This window comes from Paenarthrobacter sp. NEAU-H11 (assembly GCF_050573415.1).
In the GTDB taxonomy this organism is placed as follows: domain Bacteria; phylum Actinomycetota; class Actinomycetes; order Actinomycetales; family Micrococcaceae; genus Arthrobacter.
In genome coordinates, this window is record NZ_JBNZGA010000001.1 from 319,833 (window position 1) to 336,143 (window position 16,311).

At 68.0% G+C, this 16,311-nt stretch carries 17 protein-coding genes and 1 riboswitch; of the genes, 6 read left to right on the forward strand and 11 right to left on the reverse strand.

Translation table 11 applies throughout. The features are described 5' to 3' along the window. Positions 1-4 precede the first annotated feature (4 nt). From hemC to hemE, 6 genes are all read right to left on the reverse strand, one after another. The gene (gene hemC / locus ACQ3DC_RS01430; RefSeq protein ID WP_430751374.1) at positions 5-1,003 is read right to left on the reverse strand and encodes a hydroxymethylbilane synthase; all 999 of its coding nucleotides are present in this window, start codon (positions 1,001-1,003) and stop codon (positions 5-7) included. Next, positions 1,000-2,268 carry a ferrochelatase gene (locus ACQ3DC_RS01435; protein WP_430751375.1) on the reverse strand — a complete coding sequence of 423 codons (1,269 nt, stop codon included), beginning with the start codon at positions 2,266-2,268 and terminating at the stop codon, positions 1,000-1,002. Before ACQ3DC_RS01435 ends, hemC begins: the two co-directional genes overlap by 4 nt. Beyond that, on the reverse strand, positions 2,265-2,966 hold the full coding sequence (gene hemQ / locus ACQ3DC_RS01440) for a hydrogen peroxide-dependent heme synthase (RefSeq protein ID WP_157241723.1): 702 nt from the start codon (positions 2,964-2,966) through the stop codon (positions 2,265-2,267). Before hemQ ends, ACQ3DC_RS01435 begins: the two co-directional genes overlap by 4 nt. A gap of 116 nt (positions 2,967-3,082) precedes the next feature. Further along, positions 3,083-3,988, reverse strand: coding sequence for a hypothetical protein (locus ACQ3DC_RS01445; protein ID WP_323056606.1), 906 nt, complete (start codon positions 3,986-3,988; stop codon positions 3,083-3,085). 106 nt (positions 3,989-4,094) lie between these two features. After that, entirely contained in the window at positions 4,095-5,552 is a 1,458-nt protein-coding gene (gene hemG, locus ACQ3DC_RS01450; protein ID WP_430751376.1) for a protoporphyrinogen oxidase, read from the reverse strand. 4 nt (positions 5,553-5,556) lie between these two features. Continuing rightward, positions 5,557-6,651 (reverse strand): uroporphyrinogen decarboxylase, encoded by a 1,095-nt coding sequence (gene hemE / locus ACQ3DC_RS01455; RefSeq protein WP_430751377.1) that lies wholly within the window; start codon positions 6,649-6,651, stop codon positions 5,557-5,559. A 158-nt stretch (positions 6,652-6,809) separates the two neighbouring features. Between hemE and ACQ3DC_RS01460 the strand changes: the two genes are divergently transcribed. Beyond that, positions 6,810-8,126, forward strand: coding sequence for a glutamyl-tRNA reductase (locus ACQ3DC_RS01460; protein ID WP_323056608.1), 1,317 nt, complete (start codon positions 6,810-6,812; stop codon positions 8,124-8,126). A 200-nt stretch (positions 8,127-8,326) separates the two neighbouring features. On the opposite strand, the gene moeB is transcribed toward ACQ3DC_RS01460, so the two are convergent. Next, positions 8,327-9,526: a molybdopterin-synthase adenylyltransferase MoeB gene (moeB, locus tag ACQ3DC_RS01465; RefSeq protein WP_157241719.1), complete on the reverse strand. Its 1,200-nt coding sequence runs from the start codon at positions 9,524-9,526 to the stop codon at positions 8,327-8,329. An 83-nt stretch (positions 9,527-9,609) separates the two neighbouring features. On the opposite strand from moeB, the gene ACQ3DC_RS01470 reads away from it, so the two are divergent. From ACQ3DC_RS01470 to ACQ3DC_RS01480, 3 genes are read left to right on the forward strand one after another with little or no spacing between them, the layout of a single operon-like run. After that, a complete protein-coding gene (locus ACQ3DC_RS01470) occupies positions 9,610-10,275 on the forward strand; it encodes a TetR/AcrR family transcriptional regulator (protein ID WP_104998498.1) in 666 nt (221 codons plus the stop codon). A gap of 49 nt (positions 10,276-10,324) precedes the next feature. Then, the gene (locus ACQ3DC_RS01475) at positions 10,325-10,549 is read left to right on the forward strand and encodes a DUF3107 domain-containing protein (RefSeq protein WP_321213976.1); all 225 of its coding nucleotides are present in this window, start codon (positions 10,325-10,327) and stop codon (positions 10,547-10,549) included. Between the two features lie 40 nt (positions 10,550-10,589). Next, complete coding sequence (locus tag ACQ3DC_RS01480) at positions 10,590-10,892, forward strand: hypothetical protein (protein ID WP_321213977.1); 303 nt, start codon at positions 10,590-10,592, stop codon at positions 10,890-10,892. 92 nt (positions 10,893-10,984) lie between these two features. Here ACQ3DC_RS01480 and ACQ3DC_RS01485 read toward each other — a convergent pair whose 3' ends face one another. From ACQ3DC_RS01485 to thiO, 4 genes are all read right to left on the reverse strand, one after another. Then, positions 10,985-11,323, reverse strand: a complete 339-nt coding sequence (locus ACQ3DC_RS01485; protein WP_321213978.1) for a 4a-hydroxytetrahydrobiopterin dehydratase — start codon at positions 11,321-11,323, stop codon at positions 10,985-10,987. A gap of 43 nt (positions 11,324-11,366) precedes the next feature. Next, positions 11,367-12,182, reverse strand: coding sequence for a thiazole synthase (locus ACQ3DC_RS01490; RefSeq protein ID WP_157241714.1), 816 nt, complete (start codon positions 12,180-12,182; stop codon positions 11,367-11,369). 5 nt (positions 12,183-12,187) lie between these two features. Then, positions 12,188-12,424, reverse strand: a complete 237-nt coding sequence (thiS, locus tag ACQ3DC_RS01495; RefSeq protein WP_157241713.1) for a sulfur carrier protein ThiS — start codon at positions 12,422-12,424, stop codon at positions 12,188-12,190. Further along, a complete protein-coding gene (thiO, locus tag ACQ3DC_RS01500; protein ID WP_430751378.1) occupies positions 12,421-13,740 on the reverse strand; it encodes a glycine oxidase ThiO in 1,320 nt (439 codons plus the stop codon). The genes thiS and thiO overlap by 4 nt, the downstream gene beginning before the upstream one ends. Continuing rightward, positions 13,735-13,852: riboswitch (TPP riboswitch) on the reverse strand. It overlaps the preceding gene by 6 nt. Before the next feature lie 28 nt (positions 13,853-13,880). Here thiO and thiE point away from each other — a divergent pair. Continuing rightward, the gene (gene thiE, locus ACQ3DC_RS01505; protein WP_430751379.1) at positions 13,881-14,636 is read left to right on the forward strand and encodes a thiamine phosphate synthase; all 756 of its coding nucleotides are present in this window, start codon (positions 13,881-13,883) and stop codon (positions 14,634-14,636) included. 76 nt (positions 14,637-14,712) lie between these two features. Then, positions 14,713-16,233 (forward strand): RNB domain-containing ribonuclease, encoded by a 1,521-nt coding sequence (locus ACQ3DC_RS01510; RefSeq protein ID WP_323056613.1) that lies wholly within the window; start codon positions 14,713-14,715, stop codon positions 16,231-16,233. Positions 16,234-16,311 lie beyond the last annotated feature (78 nt).

Genomic DNA, 16,311 nt, shown 5'->3' on the forward strand with positions numbered 1-16,311 from the left:
GGGATCAGGAAGCCTGCAGGTCCGCTATGTCAGCGGCGCCGGCGGCCAGGAGTGCTTCGGCAAGTTCGATGCCGAGCAGCGTGGCACCCACCTCTGTCAGGCCGTCGGTGGCGCGCTTGTCCCGGACCGAGGCGGTGCCGTCCACGGCACATACCGCCGCCTCCAGGTGGAGCAGGCTGCCCTTGCGGTAAGCGTAGGCGCCGACGGGCGCCGCGCATCCGGCCTCAAGCCGTGCAAGCAGGGCCCGTTCAGCCGTGACGGCAAGCCGGGTGTCCGGATCATCCAGCGCAGCCAGCGCCTGCGCCAGGACTTCCTTCGATCCTTCCGCGGAGCCGGGCCTCGGCGGAGCGTCCGCGGTGCGGCACTCGATGGCGAGCGCGCCCTGGCCTGCAGCGGGCAGCATAACGTCCGTTTCGAGGAACTCGCTGACCGTATCCAGGCGGCTGATGCGTTCCAGGCCTGCGGCTGCGAGAACCACGGCATCCAGGTCGCAGGACTTGCCCGGAACCACGTCGCTGACGGTGTTGCCCGGCAACCCGGGAACCCGCCCCAGGCGGGTGTCCACGTTGCCGCGGATGTCCACGATCTCCAGGTCCGGGCGGGCGGTGCGGAGCTGGGCTGCGCGCCGGGGCGAACCGGTACCCACCCTGGCACCTGCGGGAAGGTCAGCCAGTTTCAGCCCGTCGCGGGCACACAGGACGTCGCGGACATCGACGCGCCGCGGGGTGGCCGCGAGGCTGAGCCCCACTGCCGCCCCGGTGGGCAGGTCCTTGAGCGAGTGGATCGCGACGTCGCATTCATTGCGCAGCAGCGCATCACGCAGGGCGGCAACGAAAACCCCGGTGCCCCCCATCTGCGAGAGCGAGCCGGTGAGGACGTCGCCGTCGGTCCTGATGTGGACGAGTTCCACCGGGAAGCCTCCGACGGCGGCAAGCTGGTCTGCCGTCTGCTGCGTCTGGGTGAGCGCCAGCTTGCTGGCACGGGTGCCGATGCGGACCGTCACTGCTGCGGCGCTCCCCCGGAAGAGGCCGGCTGCCCCGTCCCGGCTTCGCCGGGATAGGGGTCGTGCCCGGTGCCAACGGTGGTGTCTGCTCCGGCGATGGTGGGCTTCTCGCCACGGAAGTTCTGGCAGCACCCCGGCCGGCAGACGTCGTACCAGGGACCGAGGTCCGTCAGCGCCGGACGGCCGCTGATGTTGTTCGCCACGGTGCGTTCGGAGATCAGGTCCACCAGGCCGTTGACGAATTTGCGGTGCGTGCCCGGCGTGGGGACGCGGGTGGCGGCGAGTCCAAGGTTGGCGCAGGTTTCCAGGGCTTCGGTGTCAAGGTCCCAGACAACTTCCATGTGGTCGCTGACGAACCCCAGCGGCACGATGACGATGCCCTTGACGCCCTGGCCGGCCAGCTCCTCGATGGCGTCATTGATGTCCGGCTCGAGCCATGGCACGTGCGGAGCGCCGGAGCGTGACTGGTACACCAGGGACCAGGGGGCGGTCAGGCCGGTTTCGTCCTTGACGCGCTGGATGACGGCATCCGCGGTGGCAAGGTGCTGGGCCACGTAGGCCGAGCCTTCCTCGAACTCGCGGGGTTCGCCTTCGGACCGGCCTGCCGCTTCCGCGTCCCGGCTGGGAATGGAGTGGGTGGCGAACAGGATCTGGACGGGCGCATCGGGAGTGCCGGCCGCAGCGAGCTTTTCCCGGACGTCGGCGAGGCCTGCAGCGGTGCCCTCAATGAAGGGCTCCACGAAGCCGGGGTGGTCGAAGTACTGGCGCACCTTGTCCACCTCCAGCCGGCCGTCCAGGCCGGTCTCCGTCAAGGCCATGCCGATGTCCTCGCGGTACTGGCGGCAGCTGGAGTAACAGGAGTAGGCACTCGTGGTGATCATCAGCAGTCGGCGGTGGCCGGCGTCGTACGCGTCCTGCAGGGTCTGCGGGATGTACGGTGCCCAGTTGCGGTTGCCCCAGAGGACGGGCAGGTCGATCCCCCGGGCGGCGAGTTCCGCCTCCAGGGCAGCCTTGAGCTCGCGGTTCTGCTGGTTGATGGGACTGATGCCGCCGTTGGCGCGGTAGTGGTGCGAGACCTCTTCCAGCCGTTCGTCCGGGATGCCCCGGCCGCGGGTGACGTTGCGGAGGAAGGGGATGACGTCCTCCTGGCCTTCCGGCCCGCCGAAGGAGGCGAGGAGCACGGCGTCGTAGTTCGTCGGCGCCATCCGCCCGGCTTCGGTGACCGGATTGACGGCGGCGGCGTTGCTGGAAACCGGCAGGTTCATGCGAGCACCTCCGCCACTTCGGCCGGGGAGATCCGGCGTCCGGTGTAGAACGGGACTTCCTCGCGGACGTGGTTGCGGGCCTCGGTGTTGCGCAGGTGGCGCATCAGGTCCACCAGGTCCACCAGTTCCGGGGCCTCAAGGCCCAGGATCCATTCCCAGTCGCCCAGGGCGAACGAAGAAACGGTGTTGGAGATGACCTGCGGGAACTCCCGGCCCAGGAGGCCGTGCTCGCGAAGCATGGCGCCCCGCTCGTCCTCGGGGAGGATGTACCACTCGTAGGACCGGACGAAGGGGTAGACGCACAGCCACTCCGCCGGCGCAACCCCACGGGAGAACGCCGGGGTGTGGTTCTTCGCAAACTCGGCCTCGCGGTGCACGCCCATGGCGGACCACACAATCTCTGTGCCGGCAAACAGGCTGCAGCGGCGGATATCCCGGATGGCCTGCTGCAGGGCTTCCGGCTTCGGGCCGTGGAGCCACACCATGACGTCGGCGTCAGCCCGCATCGCGGAGACGTCGTAGCTTCCGCGGTGGGTCACCCCGGCGTGGGCAAGCCGCTCCAGCAGGGTCTCGAAGTCAGCGGCGGCGTCGGCGCTGCGGATCAGGTTTTCGGAGCGCTTGAATACCGTCCAGAGGGTGAAAAACTGCTCGGCTGATTCTTCGGTTTTAGTGACAGATTCGGCAGAAGTGTGGCTCATGGTTACAAGTTTGCCCCCTTCTGCCCACCAAGGCGAAACCAGCGACTTCTACAAGCGGTAGAAGTGATTAAAGTCACGCCGGCGCCGGGACTGCATGCGGCATCCGTCGGTTTCGGCTACGGCTTCCGCATTCGGAAGTAGGCTGCACCGGCCGCGGCAGCGAGGCCCACCAGGCCAACGCCGAGCCCGACCATCACGGCTTCCAGTTCCGGCTGCGACTTGACGATGGCGCCAACACTCTGCGCCGCGCTGCGGGGGACGCCCGCGGCCTGCGGGGCGGGGCCTCCGGCTTCCTGTGGTGCGGCGGCAGCCTGCGTTGCGGCCGCGGGTACCGGCGCTTCAGCCCCGGCCACGGATTCCCCACCGGGCCCGGCCTGGCCGGCTCCGCTGTCGCCTGCCGGCAGTTCCATCGCGGGCGGGTTTCCGCCGGCTGCCGCGGCGCCGTTCACCTCTCCGGCAGATTCCGACGACGGCACGGGCACCGTACCCGGAGCCGCGGCCTGGGCAACGGTTTCCGGGGTGGGGGCGGCAGGAGCCTCGGCTGCGGGAAGCTCCTGGGCCTGGGACTCCGGCGATGGCGAGGATGGCACCGGAACGATTGCTGCCGGAGCCGTCGCGGCCGGGAGAAGCGGAACGTCCGACGGCGTCGGGAGTGGTATCGACGGCAAGGGTGCCGGAAGTGCCAAGGAAGCTGTCGTGGGAGCCGTGGTCACGGCCGGCGCCAGCGAAGTCGTGACCGCCGGCAGGAGCGCTGTGGGGACGGACAATACCGAAAGGCTTGCCGCCTGCCGCGCTTCCTTCCCATCCCGGCCCTGGCCCGGGGCGTCCTGGCCCGTGGCGTCCTGGCCCGGGCCGGCATCGACGCCGGATTGCGGATTCCCGTCATCACCGTGGGACGCCGGAACGCCTGCTGCAAGGACCAGTACCGCTCCGACTGCCGCAGCCGCAGTGCCGCGCCGGAGCCCCCCATGGATACCGGTCCGGGATGTGAAAAGTTCGGACCTGATGTAAACCATAGTCATCGACCCTAGCCATATCGGAAGGGGAAACGGAAACCGGCGAAGTGCCCGGCCGCAACACCTGCGCGGCGCCGTAACGCCCTGCTGCGCCGCTGACCAGCGGCGACATCTAGCGGGCCAGGGCCCGGATCTGTTCGTTCGTGTCGGACACCACGGCGGCAAGCCCGTTGCCGGCCACCCAGCCTCCCACCACGGCCAAGTTCCCCGCCGACGCGCAGGCTTCCCGGATTTCGGCCACCCGCGCTTGATGGCCTACGGCGGCGAACGGCAGCGACCCGCGCCAGCGGACCACGTCCCAGCCCATCAGGTTTTCCCTGGTGATGGGGACGCCCAGCAGGGCCCGGGCATCGCGCAGCGACGCGGCCAGGAGTCCTTCATCCGTGTCCGGGCCACCGGACTGTTCGCCGGCCCCGTCCACGCGCCCGTACGAGAGCCGGACCACGTGCCGTCCCGGCCCGGCGGCATCGGCCAGCCAGTCCCACTTTCCGGTCGCGTGCGTCAGTGCCTTCGCTTCAATACCGGGAGTCTGCGGTGCCACCAGGACGCCTGAGCCGCGCGGCCGGCGGTCAAGTTCATGGCCGGCCAGGACCAGCGTGACAAGCTTGACGTCCGGGCCTGCCGGCGGCCGCTTCCCCGCAAGGCCGGGCACCGCGTCTTCAAGCAGTCCGACGGCGGCCGGACCGTCCACTGCCACTACCAGCAGGCCGGCGTCGAACGTTGCTCCTGCCGACCTGACGCGCCAGCCTTCAGGGGTGCGGATCACAGACTCGGCCGGGGTGCCGGGCAGCAGCCTGGCTCCCCGGCGGCGGAGGTCGGAGACCAGGGCGGAGACGAGCGTGTGCATGCCGCCCTCCAGCCCCGCAACCGCGGAGCCTGCCTTGGCCGGACCGGCAGGGGCCGGCGTGTCCCCCTGCGCGGCAGGAGCAGCCCCCATGCGGCGCTGGGCGGAGACGGCGGCGGCCAGGGACCCGTACCGCCGCAGCCCCTCGCGCAGCCCGGGTGCCACCATGTCGACGTCGAGCATCCCGGGATCCGCCGAGTGGACGCCGCCCACAACCGGCGCCACGAGCCGCTCCAGGACACGGGTGCCCATGCGCGCCTTGACCAGTGCCGAGACACTGATAACGTCCGCTGTGGTCCCAACCGAAGCCGGGAGGAACTTATCAAGGGAGGCCCGGAGGGTGCCGATGAGGCCGAGCGAACGCCGGACTTCGGGATCCCACGGGTTGGCCGGAATTCCCAGCACACCTGTCTTCGGCAACTCGCGCGGGCCGTCCGGGAGCTGGACCCAGGCACCCCCCGGGCGGGGCGGCACGATCTTGGCCGACAGTCCCAGCTCAGCGGCCAGCGCTGAGACAGCGTCGGACCGGGTGGCGAAGGATTCGGCGCCGCTGTCAAGGGTCAGGCCGGCCACCGTGTGGCTGCCCACGCAGCCGCCCCATTCAGCTCCGGCTTCAAGGAGCGTCACCTGGTACCCGGCGGACGCCAGCCCGCGGGCGGACAGCAGTCCCGAGATGCCGCCGCCCAGCACCAGTGCCGTCCCGGTTGTTGCCGACGTACTGCCCATCGGCCTACTCCGGGGAGATGGAGTGGATAAGTTCAACCACGCGGGTGAGGACGGCGGGGTCCGTCTCCGGCGGAACGCCGTGCCCCAGGTTGACCACGTGCCCGGGAGCAGCCGCGCCTGCGGCTATGACGTCGCGGACGTGGGCCTCAAGGATTTCCCACGGAGCAGGGAGCAGGGCGGGGTCGATGTTTCCCTGCAGCGGCACCGTGCCGCCCAGCCGGCGGTTCGCCTCATCGAGCGGAAGCCGGTAGTCCACGCCCACAACGTCCACACCCACATCCCGCATTGCCACCAGGAGCTCTGACGTTCCGGTGCCGAAGTGGATCAGCGGCGCCCCGAGGTGCCGGACATGGTCCAGGGCGCGGCCCGAGGCCGGCGCCACGTACTTCGTGTAGTCCGCCAGGCCCAGGGAACCGGCCCAGGAGTCAAAGAGCTGGGCCGCCGAGGCACCGGCCTCAAGCTGTGCCTGGAGGAACATTCCGGAGGCGTCCGCGGCCCAGTTGGCCAGGGCGTGCCAGGTTTCCGGATCAGCGTGCATCATGGTGCGCGGACCCAGGTGGTCGCGGGACGGCTTTCCCTCCACCATGTAGGCGGCAAGGGTAAAGGGTGCGCCCGCAAAGCCGATCAACGGTGTCTTGCCGAGCTCGGCCACGGTGAGGCGGACCGCTTCACCGATGGGTTCCAGCGATTCCCAGGTGAGCTGCGGCAGCGCCGCCACGTCCGCAGCAGTGCGGACCGGGGTGTCCAGGACCGGCCCCACGCCCGGAACGATGTCCACGCCCACGCCGGCGAGCTTTAGGGGAATGACGATGTCGGAGAAGAAGATGCCGGCGTCAACGTCGTGGCGGCGGACGGGCTGGAGGGTGATCTCGGAAGCCAGTTCGGGGCGCAGGCAGGAGTCCAGCATGGCGACGCCTTCGCGGACCTTCAGGTACTCCGGCAGTGAACGTCCGGCCTGGCGCATGAACCAGACGGGACGCCGGGACGGCTTGCCTCCGCGGTAGGCCGTGATGAGGGGTGAGTCTGCGGTGCGGCCATCCACCAGCGGGTGGTCTGCGGCGAGGACGCCGGCAGCGGATGTGGCGGGGCTGGAAGTCATGCCTTTGATTGTGCCGAAAAATGACTGCAAAAGATAACGACAAAGTGTCACGCGGGAGCCCTGCCGCCGCGCCGTGGCAGGAATCACAGCCCGCGCTCCCGTCCGGCAGCCCGGGGAGTTGTTCTACCGAGTAACGAAAAAGCTATGATTGACCTGCTGTGGTTCTTTTTTCATTGGTGGCTACACACGCCGACATCGATCTTGAGACCGTTGCTCAGTTGAGCAACGGTTCTTCGGAGATCGCCACATCCGCCCTCTCCGGATCGACGGCAGTGACGGGTGCGATTGTCCTTGCCACCTGCAACCGCTACGAAATCTACGGCGAAGCCGCCCGGCCTGACGATGTGGAGGCGGCCCGCGCCGCCCTGGTTGCCAAGATCAGCGAAACCAGCGGACTGAGCGAACCGCTCGTCTCACGCTCCTTCAGCACCCGCACGGGTCCTGAAGTCAGCCAGCACCTCTTTGCCGTCAGCGCCGGCCTGGACTCCGCAGTGGTCGGAGAGCGGGAGATCGCCGGACAGGTACGGCGCGCACTGATCACCGCCCAGCATGAAGGCACGGCAAGCTCCGGTTTGGTCCGGCTTTTCCAGGCGGCGTCCAAGACCGCCAAGGACGTGGGAGCACAGACTGCCCTCGGTTCCCGTGGCCTCTCGATCGTTTCCGTCGCACTCGACCTGGCCACTGATCTTTCCGAAAACCCGGACTGGACCAGCAAGAAGGTTGTGGTCTTCGGAACCGGCGCCTACGCCGGGGCCACCATGGCGCTCCTGCGTGAACGCGGCTGCACCGACATCTCGGTTTTCTCCTCGTCCGGCCGCGCCGAAGGATTTGTTGCCACCCGCGGCGGCACGGCGCTGGACGCCGATTCACTCCGGCCGGCGGTTGCGGCAGCAGACGTGATGATCGGCTGCAGCGGTTCCGACACCCGGGTGGAGGCCGACGAGCTGGCCGAAGTCCGGGCCGACTCCCCGCAGCCCCTGATCGCCATCGACCTTGCGCTCACCCACGACTTCGATCCGGGGGTCGGCGAGCTTGACGGCGTGGAGCTGCTCACCCTGGAATCGGTACGCCTCGCGGCACCCCAGGAACAGGCCGAGTCGCTTGCCCAGGCCAGCGGAATCGTCAGCGGCGCCGCCAAGGCGTTCGAGCAGGAACGCGAGGCCCGCTCCGTGGATTCCGCGATAGTTGCCCTCCGCCGCCACACCATGAGCGTCCTGGACTCCGAAATGGAAAAAGTCCGGGCCCGGCACGGCTGCACCGCCGCTGCCGAGGAAGTGGAGTTCGCACTCCGCCGCATGGTCAAGCAGCTTCTCCATGTGCCCACGGTGCGGGCCCGCGAACTTGCCGCCAACGGCCAGCAGGATGACTACGTGGCCGCCCTGGAAGCCCTCTACGGCATCACCGTGGAGCAGCCGGCATCGGTGGCGCCGCAGGCCGAATGCCCGGTGGACCACCGGGGCCTCGAAACCGCCTGACCGCGCCTCCCGCCGCGCGGACCCTCTCTCACTTAATGCCCCTTTTCCGGCGATGCTCTCTCACTTAATGCGCCCTTTCCGGCGATGCTCTCTCACTTGCCTGAGGAAAGTGAGAGAGCATCCATCAAAACAGCGCATTAAGTGCGAGAGCGTCGTGTTAGAAGGGACGTCAAGTGAGAGAGGGTTGAAAGGGGCGGGGATCAGTAGACAGGCTTGTGGGGTTCCACCTCGCGCACCCAGGCGAGGATGCCGCCGTCGAGATGGCTCACCCGCTGGTAGCCCGCCTTCTGCGCCGCGGCGAGCACATTGGCCGAACGCGACCCGGCCTTGCAGTGGAACACAATATCCCTGTCCTGCGGGAGCTCATTCCACGCCTCGCCTGCAAGGATCCGGCCCTGCGGGATGAGCTTCGCGCCGTCGATCCGGACGATGTCGAACTCCCCCGATTCGCGGACGTCCACCAGCTCAAAGTCCTTCAGCCCCGCCTTGCGCGCGGCGAGCATGGTGGCCAGCTGGGTGGCCGTGACGGTGTGCTCCGTGTCGGAGGGGGCCGCCGGCGTGACGCCACAGAAGGCCTCGTAGTCGGTCAGCTCCGTGATGGGCGCGGCCGCGGGGTCCTTTGAAACACGGATCTCGCGCCAGCTTCCGCCCAAGGCGTCAAACAGTGCCACACGGCCCAACAGGGAACGTCCGACGCCGGTAATCAGCTTGACTGCCTCCGTCACCATAAGCGATCCCACGGCTGCGCACAGCATGCCGAACACGCCGCCCTCGCCGCACGAAGGCACCGAGCCTGCCGGCGGCGCCTCAGGGTAGAGATCCCGATAGGTGGGCCCGAACTTCTCCCAGAAGACACTCACCTGGCCGTCGAACCGGAAGATGGAACCCCAGACGTAGGGTTTGCCCAGGATGGCGGCGGCGTCGTTGACCAGGTAGCGGGTGGCGAAGTTGTCCGCGCCGTCGAGGATCAGGTCGTATCCGGCGAACAGCTCCAGCGCGTTGGACGCGTCCAGCCGGACATTGTGCAGCCGCACGTCCACCAGCGGGTTGAGGGCCGCGATGGCGTCCCGGGCGGACTCGATTTTGGGGCGGCCAACATCCGCCACGCCATGGATGACCTGGCGCTGCAGGTTGCTAAGGTCAACGTCGTCGTCGTCGATGATTCCCAGCGTTCCGACGCCGGCGGCAGCAAGATACAGGAGTGCCGGGGAGCCGAGCCCGCCGGCACCGATAACGAGCACTTTCGCATTCTTGAGCCGCCGCTGACCCACCGAGCCGATCTCGGGGATGATGAGGTGCCGGGAATAGCGCTCCACCTCGGCAGGGGTAAGGTCCGGGCCCGGTTCCACCAGCGGATCCAATGACACGGGTGAAACATTTGCGGTGAATGTCGAAGCCATACTTCAATGTATCCCCCGGATACTGCCGGGTCATATTACCCCGCAGTAAAGTGGAAGTAACTGCAACGGAAAGTAGGACAACTGTGGTCCATGAAGCACGGGCTGACCGCCCGTCAGCCGCCGAACCGCAAACTCCCCCGCGTCCCGCGGGTCAGCGGTCGGCCAGGCTTCCGCGTGACGAGCGGCGCGCGCAGCTCCTCAACGCAGCCCAGGAAGTCTTCGTGGCCAACGGCTACCACGGTGCGGCCATGGACGAGATTGCCGAGACGGCGCACGTCAGCAAACCCGTCCTTTACCAGCATTTTCCCTCAAAACGCGAGCTGTACCTCGCCTTGCTTGAAAGCCATCTGGCCTCCCTCACCGAACTGATGCTGGGTGCGCTGAACTCCACCACCGATAACGACGAACGCGTTCAGGCCGTCATGCGCGCCTACTTCCAGTTCATCGCCAGCGATGACCAGGCCCACCGGCTGGTGTTTGAGTCCGACCTGATCAACGATCCCGACGTCAGCTCGCGGCTGGAGACGTTCAACAGGACATTTGCCGATGCCATCGCCCGCGTCATCGCCGAGGACACCAAGCTCCCCCATCTCGAAGCGCAGTTGCTGGGCCGGGGACTGGCCGGGATGGCGCAGGTCAGTGCCAGGTACTGGCTTGAAACGGACGGCAACCTGGACATCAATGTGGCCAGCGACCTCATCTACCGTTTAGCTTGGCGCGGAATCTCGCGCTTCCCCAAAGAGTCCTAGACTACAAATAAGACATCACCAACGAACTTTGACTGGCTGGGAGGCCCCTGTGGAAATTAAGATCGGCGTTCAGAATGTTGCCCGCGAAATTGTGCTCGAATCAACCGAGGACGCGGCTTCTGTGGCCAAGGTCGTGGGGGAAGCCATCACCGCGGGCAGCGAACTTCGCCTGAAGGATGAAAAGGGACGCGTGATCATTGTTCCCGGAAATGCGCTCGGCTACGTGGAAATCGGCGCAGAAGAGGCACGGCGCGTAGGTTTCGGCCAGTTCTAGCGCCCGGCCGAAAAACCGCGTCCGAAGCCCAAGGAGATCCATGCTTTCGCTGACCATCGTTGTACTGGCTGCCGCCGCGGCAGGCTTCATCATCTGGGCAAACGACAAGCGGCACGCCAAGTATGGCGCAGGCCTGCCCGCCGGGGTCGCCGTAGCAATGGCGGCGTTGACCTGGATTGTCCTGATGGCGGCCGGTTTCGGCTACCTGCCAGGGCTGACCTGGATCCCGTGGGTCCTGCCCATCGTGCTGGGCGCCGGCGCCGCAACAGGAGCAGCCGTGTATCTTGGCCGCACGCGTGCGCGCCGGGACGCCGAAAGGCTTACGGCGATCCTCCGGGCATAGGGCCGGCGCAAGGCAACCGGCAGCAGCGGCCGCCATCCCGCCAGGGGTGGCGGCCACTGCTGCTTAGGGACCAGTGGCTGGTGGCGAGGCTACTAACGCCCCGGCACGTACTTCGCCGGCTCGGCCACGGCCCCCGACGCTGCCGCAGCTTCACTTGCTCCCGCAGCTGCCGCGATGTCCCGGTCAGTCACCTGTCCCCCGGCGTCGTGGGACGTGTAGCGGATAAAGACGCGGTTGTAACGCCAGTCGAGGTCGGGATGGTGGTTTTGTTCCTCGGCCAGACGTCCGACGGCGGCAATCAGCTCAAGTGCGGCAACCGCCGTCGGCATCTTGAAGACAGAGACCAATCCGCCATTGTCGGCCCGCCAATCAGGCAGTCCAGCCAAGGCTTCGTCGATTCGTTCCGGGGGAAGGGCGTCTTTGCCGGCCACTGCTGCTCCTTGAATCAAGGCGCCGGCCGGCGGAAAGCGGGCCCTACAGGAACTCGGCCCGGCCTTCCATCGCCGACGACGCCAGCGCGTGTTCACGGCGAGGTATGCGACCTGCCGCTTTCGCCAGCCTACCTGCGATGACGGCGTGCTTGAAGGCGGCGCCCATCATGGCCGGGTCCTGTGCCCGGGTCACCGCCGTGGCCAGGAGCACGGCATCACATCCGAGTTCCATCGCGAGGGCGGCGTCGGACGCCGTGCCGATTCCCGCATCCAGCACCACCGGAACCGAGGCCCGGGACACGATGAGCTCGATGTTGTGCGGGTTGAGGATGCCCAGGCCGGTGCCAATGGGCGAGCCGAGCGGCATGACCGCGGTAGCTCCCAGGTTCTCGAGCCGAAGCGCCAGGACGGGGTCGTCATTGGTGTACGCAAAAACCTTGAACCCCCGGTTGACCAGCTGTTCGGTGGCGTCCACGAGTTCCACGGCATCCGGCAGGAGGGTGTGTTCGTCAGCGATGACTTCCAGCTTCACCCAGTCGGTTTCCAGGGCCTCCCTGGCGAGCTCCGCGGTGAGGACGGCGTCCCGGGCAGTGAAGCACCCCGCCGTGTTGGGCAGGACCTTGATGCCGTGGTCCAGGAGGAGCTGGAAAAGCGAGCCTGCCTCCTGGGGTGAATAGCGGCGCATGGCCACGGTGGTGAGGGAGGTGCCGGAGGCCAGGAGCGCGGCGCCGAGGCCGTCAAGGCTGGGCGCGCCGCCCGTGCCCATGATGAGCCGGGACGCGAGCGCGACGCCGTCGATCACCAGGGGATCATGAAGGTCCGGCCGGGTGCCGTCGAGGGTGCTGCGGGTTTCCGTCATGGTGTTCAGCCTCCCTGTACTGCCGTGACAAGTTCGACGTCGTCACCCTCGGAGAGTGCGGTAGCGAACCATTGGCTCCGGGGCACCACCTGGGCGTTGCGCGCAACGGCGACGCCCAATTTCCGGCCGTCGGTTGCGTGGCCGTCAGCGGCCAGTGCGCGGCCGGTGACCTCGGTGACGAGCGTGGTGATGGACGCGCCGTCGGCGACTGTATGTCCGGTTCCGTTCAGGGTGATGTTCATGCTGTCTCCTTGGGGTTGGGTAGGGTGGCCGCTGCAGCAGGCCGAACGGCGACGCCGGAAAAGCGGCCGGGATTGAAGGGTGCCCAGCGGGGGTCCTCCCTGCCTTCGAGCAGGTCCCGGCATATCGCCGCCGCTGCCGGGGTGAGGAGGACGCCGTGGCGGAAGAAGCCGGTGGCAATGATGAGCCCTTCCACGCGGCTTTGCCCTGAAGGGCCGTCCTCCAGAGAGACCCGCCCGAGCAGCGGGGCGTTGTCAGGTGTGCCGGGACGGGCCCGGGCTGTGCATTCCAGCAGCTCAAGTTCCGCCACCGCAGGCACCAGGACCTGGGCGTCGCGCAGCAACTGGTAGACGCCCCCTGCCGACACTGCCCCCGCGCTGGTTCCGCTGTCCTTCCCCAGTGCGTCCTCACGCTGCGTTGCCCCGATCACCACGGTGCCGTCCTGCCGGGGGACGATGTACACAGGGATCCCGCGGACCAGTCCGCGGACGGTGGAGGTCAGCAGCGGCTGGAGGTGGGCGGGGACGGCGAGGCGAAGGATGTCACCGTGGACCGGCCGCAACGGCAGGTGCAGCTTTTCCGGCAGCCCGGTCAGGGCCGCAGCGTGCAGTCCGTTGGCCACTACGGTCTCCCTGGCCGCCACCGTTCCTCCGCCCTCCAGCGTGACACCGGCGACGGCTCCGTCCCGCCAGAGCAGGCCCGCTGCCCGGTCCGGCACGGCGTAGCCCTCGGCGGCTCCGGCCACGAAGCTTCCGCCGGTTCCGCCGGCGTGCCGGGCCAGGGCACGGCGGAAGCAGGCGACCAGCAGCCTGGGGTCCACCTGGTGGTCCGCCGGTGTATTCAGCGCCGAGGCAATGGCCGGGCTCAACAGCGGCTCCCGGCGCCGGGCTTCACGGATGGTGAGGGGCTCAACCGTCAGTCCATGGGCCTGCTGCACCTCGCGCAGGTCCAGCAGCGCCTGCCGGTCCGCAGCGTCGGCACCCACGGCGAGGGTCGGCGTCGTAAGATACCCGGGATCCGAACCGGCAGCCGCGGCAAGGCCAGCGGCGAAACCCGGCCAGCGCCCGGAGGCCTCCAGCATGAGCTCCAGGAGGTCCTCCTCCTGGTAATGCAGTTCGCTCACCGGGGCAAGCATCCCCGCCGCGGCCCAGCTGGCACCGGAGCCGGGGGCGTCATCGATTACCACCGCTGAATGTCCGGACCGCCTCGCCTCCCAGGCGATGCCGTGGCCGATGACTCCCCCGCCGATGACCGCAACGTCGGCCTTGAGTGCGGAGCCGGGCGCGGGCCGGTACGGGGCGTCGAGCGCATTGGGCATAAGTGTCTCCTTCCCTACGCCGGTATTAGCCGGATCAGGTCAAGCGGTCGGCTCTGACGCCCTCTCAGCCCGGCGCTTTATGACAGCTGCCGCGGCTCCCGCAGTACGAGGCCCAGTGTAGAGGAACTAGGCTGGCACCCATGAATGTGTCCCACCCTCCTGCCGCTGCATCCCCCGTCCCGGCTACCGACGCCTTTCTCAACGCCGAAGGCAGTTCCGGCGTGCAGGCCGCACGCCTCTACCTCTGCACGGACGCGCGCCGGGAGCGGGGCGATTTCGCGCAGTTCGTCGATGCCGCCTTCGCGGGCGGGGTGGACATCATCCAGCTGCGGGACAAGTCCATCGAAGCCGCCGAGGAGCTGGAGCTCCTGGCCGTACTCAAGGAATCGGCGGTGCGGCACGGCCGGCTGTGGGCGGTGAATGACAGGGCGGACATCGCCGTGCTGTCCGGAGCCCCGGTGTTCCATATCGGCCAAAAGGACCTGCCCCTCAAGGCGGCCCGGACGCTGTTGAACGGCAACGCGGCCATCGGCCTGTCCAGCCACAGCCCGGAGCAGGTGGACGCCGCCCTGGCTGCCGCCGCCGGCCCCTCGGCGCTGGACTACTTCTGCGTGGGGCCGCTCTGGGCAACACCCACCAAGCCCGGACGGGCCGCCGTCGGGCTTGACCTGGTGAGGTACGCCGCCACGGCTGTTGCCGGGGCGGACGGGCAGGAGGACACGCCCGACGGCGGTGTCCCTTGGTTCGCGATTGGCGGCATCGACCACTCCAACGTCGAAGATGTGGTGGAAGCCGGCGCACGCCGAATCGTGGTGGTGCGGGCCATTACCGAGGCTGACGATCCGGCCGCGGCCGCCGCTTCGCTCCTCAGCGCCCTGGACGCCGCCCGCCCATAATCCCGCGCCGGAACTGCCGTGCCTCTCCGGGCCGCTTCCGTGCACTATTGACGAAATTCGGGCTACGCTGATTTTCGTGTCACACCATCGGCTGGCCCCCAATGTCCACGAGCACACCAACGCACTCGAAGCGGCGCTGGGCGCGCTCCGGAGTGAGCTTGAGCTGCCGGGCGCCTACCCTGATGATGCCGTGAAGGACGCCGAGGCCGCGGTGTCCGCATTGCAACTGCCGTCCCATGACCTGACTTTCGTTGAATTCATTACCATCGATCCGGCATCGTCCACCGACCTGGACCAGGCGCTGTTCATCGAGCGGGACGGCAACGGCTACCACGTTCTCTATGCCATCGCCGACGTGCCGGCGTTTGTTACTCCGGGCGGGCCGCTGGACGCTGAGACGCGGCGTCGGGGACAGACTTTTTACACGCCGGACGGCCGCATACCGCTGCATCCCGAAGTCATCAGCGAGGGGGCGGGAAGCCTCCTGCCGGGACAGGACTGTTCCGCGTTCGTGTGGGACTTCCGTCTTGACGTTGACGCGGAGGTCACGGCCGTGGCCGTGCGGCGTGCCCGGATGCGCAGCCGCACCAAGCTCAGCTACAAAGGCGCCCAGGCGGAACTGGACGCCGGCAGCCCTTCCCCTGTGCTGCGCCTCCTTAAAGAGGTGGGGCTCAAGCGCGTGGAGCTGGAGCGCGCCCGGGAGGGTGCCAGCCTGAACATGCCGGACCAGGAGATTGTCCAGCTTCCCGACGGCGGCTACCGGATTGCCGCCGCCCCGCAGCTGCCCGTGGAGGACTGGAACGCACAGATATCGCTGATGACCGGCATGGCAGCCGCACAGCTCATGCTGGCCGGGAAAGTGGGCATCCTGCGCACCATGCCGGCCCCGGACGAGCGTTCCCTGAACCATTTCCGGCTGCAGACAGAGGCCCTCGGAAAGCCCTGGGACGGCGAAGTCAGTTACGGCGAATACCTCCGCAGCCTGGACCCCACCCATCCCCGCCAGCTCGCAATCCTCCACTCCGCAGGGATGCTCTTCCGTGGGGCCGCCTATACGGCCTTTGACGGCACTGTCCCGGATGACGCCGTTCAGTCCGCCATCGGCGCCGCGTACGCCCATACCACCGCCCCGCTTCGCCGCCTGGTGGACCGCTTCGTGCTGGTCACCTGCGAGGCCTTGAGCAATGGCGGCGAGGTGCCCGCATGGGTGCGGGACGCCCTGCCGTCGCTTCCCGAGATCATGGCGGGCTCGGACCAGCTGGCGTCCCGGATGGAGCGAATGGCGCTGGACACGGTGGAGGCGGCACTGTTGATCAACCACATCGGACAGGAGTTCGACGCGATCGTGATTTCAGGGTCGAAGCCCCAGAAGGAGAACGGGAACGGCGGCATGAGCCGGAACGGCAACGGCAAGGGCAAAAACGGCAACGGCAAGAACGGCAACGGCGGTTCCGGGATCATCCAGATCGCCGAACCTGCAGTGACAGCGCGCTGCGCCGGTGAACTGGAGGCCGGAACCAAGGTCCGGGTGCGCCTCATGTCCTCGGACATCGCTACCCGTGAAGTGCATTTCGAGCTGGTGCCGAAGGCGCCGTGACCCGGGGCGTTTTTGTGGCATATCCGGCCCGCAGTGCGGGCAAAGGCCGGATTTCGGTGCCCTTGCGGCTAGACTGAA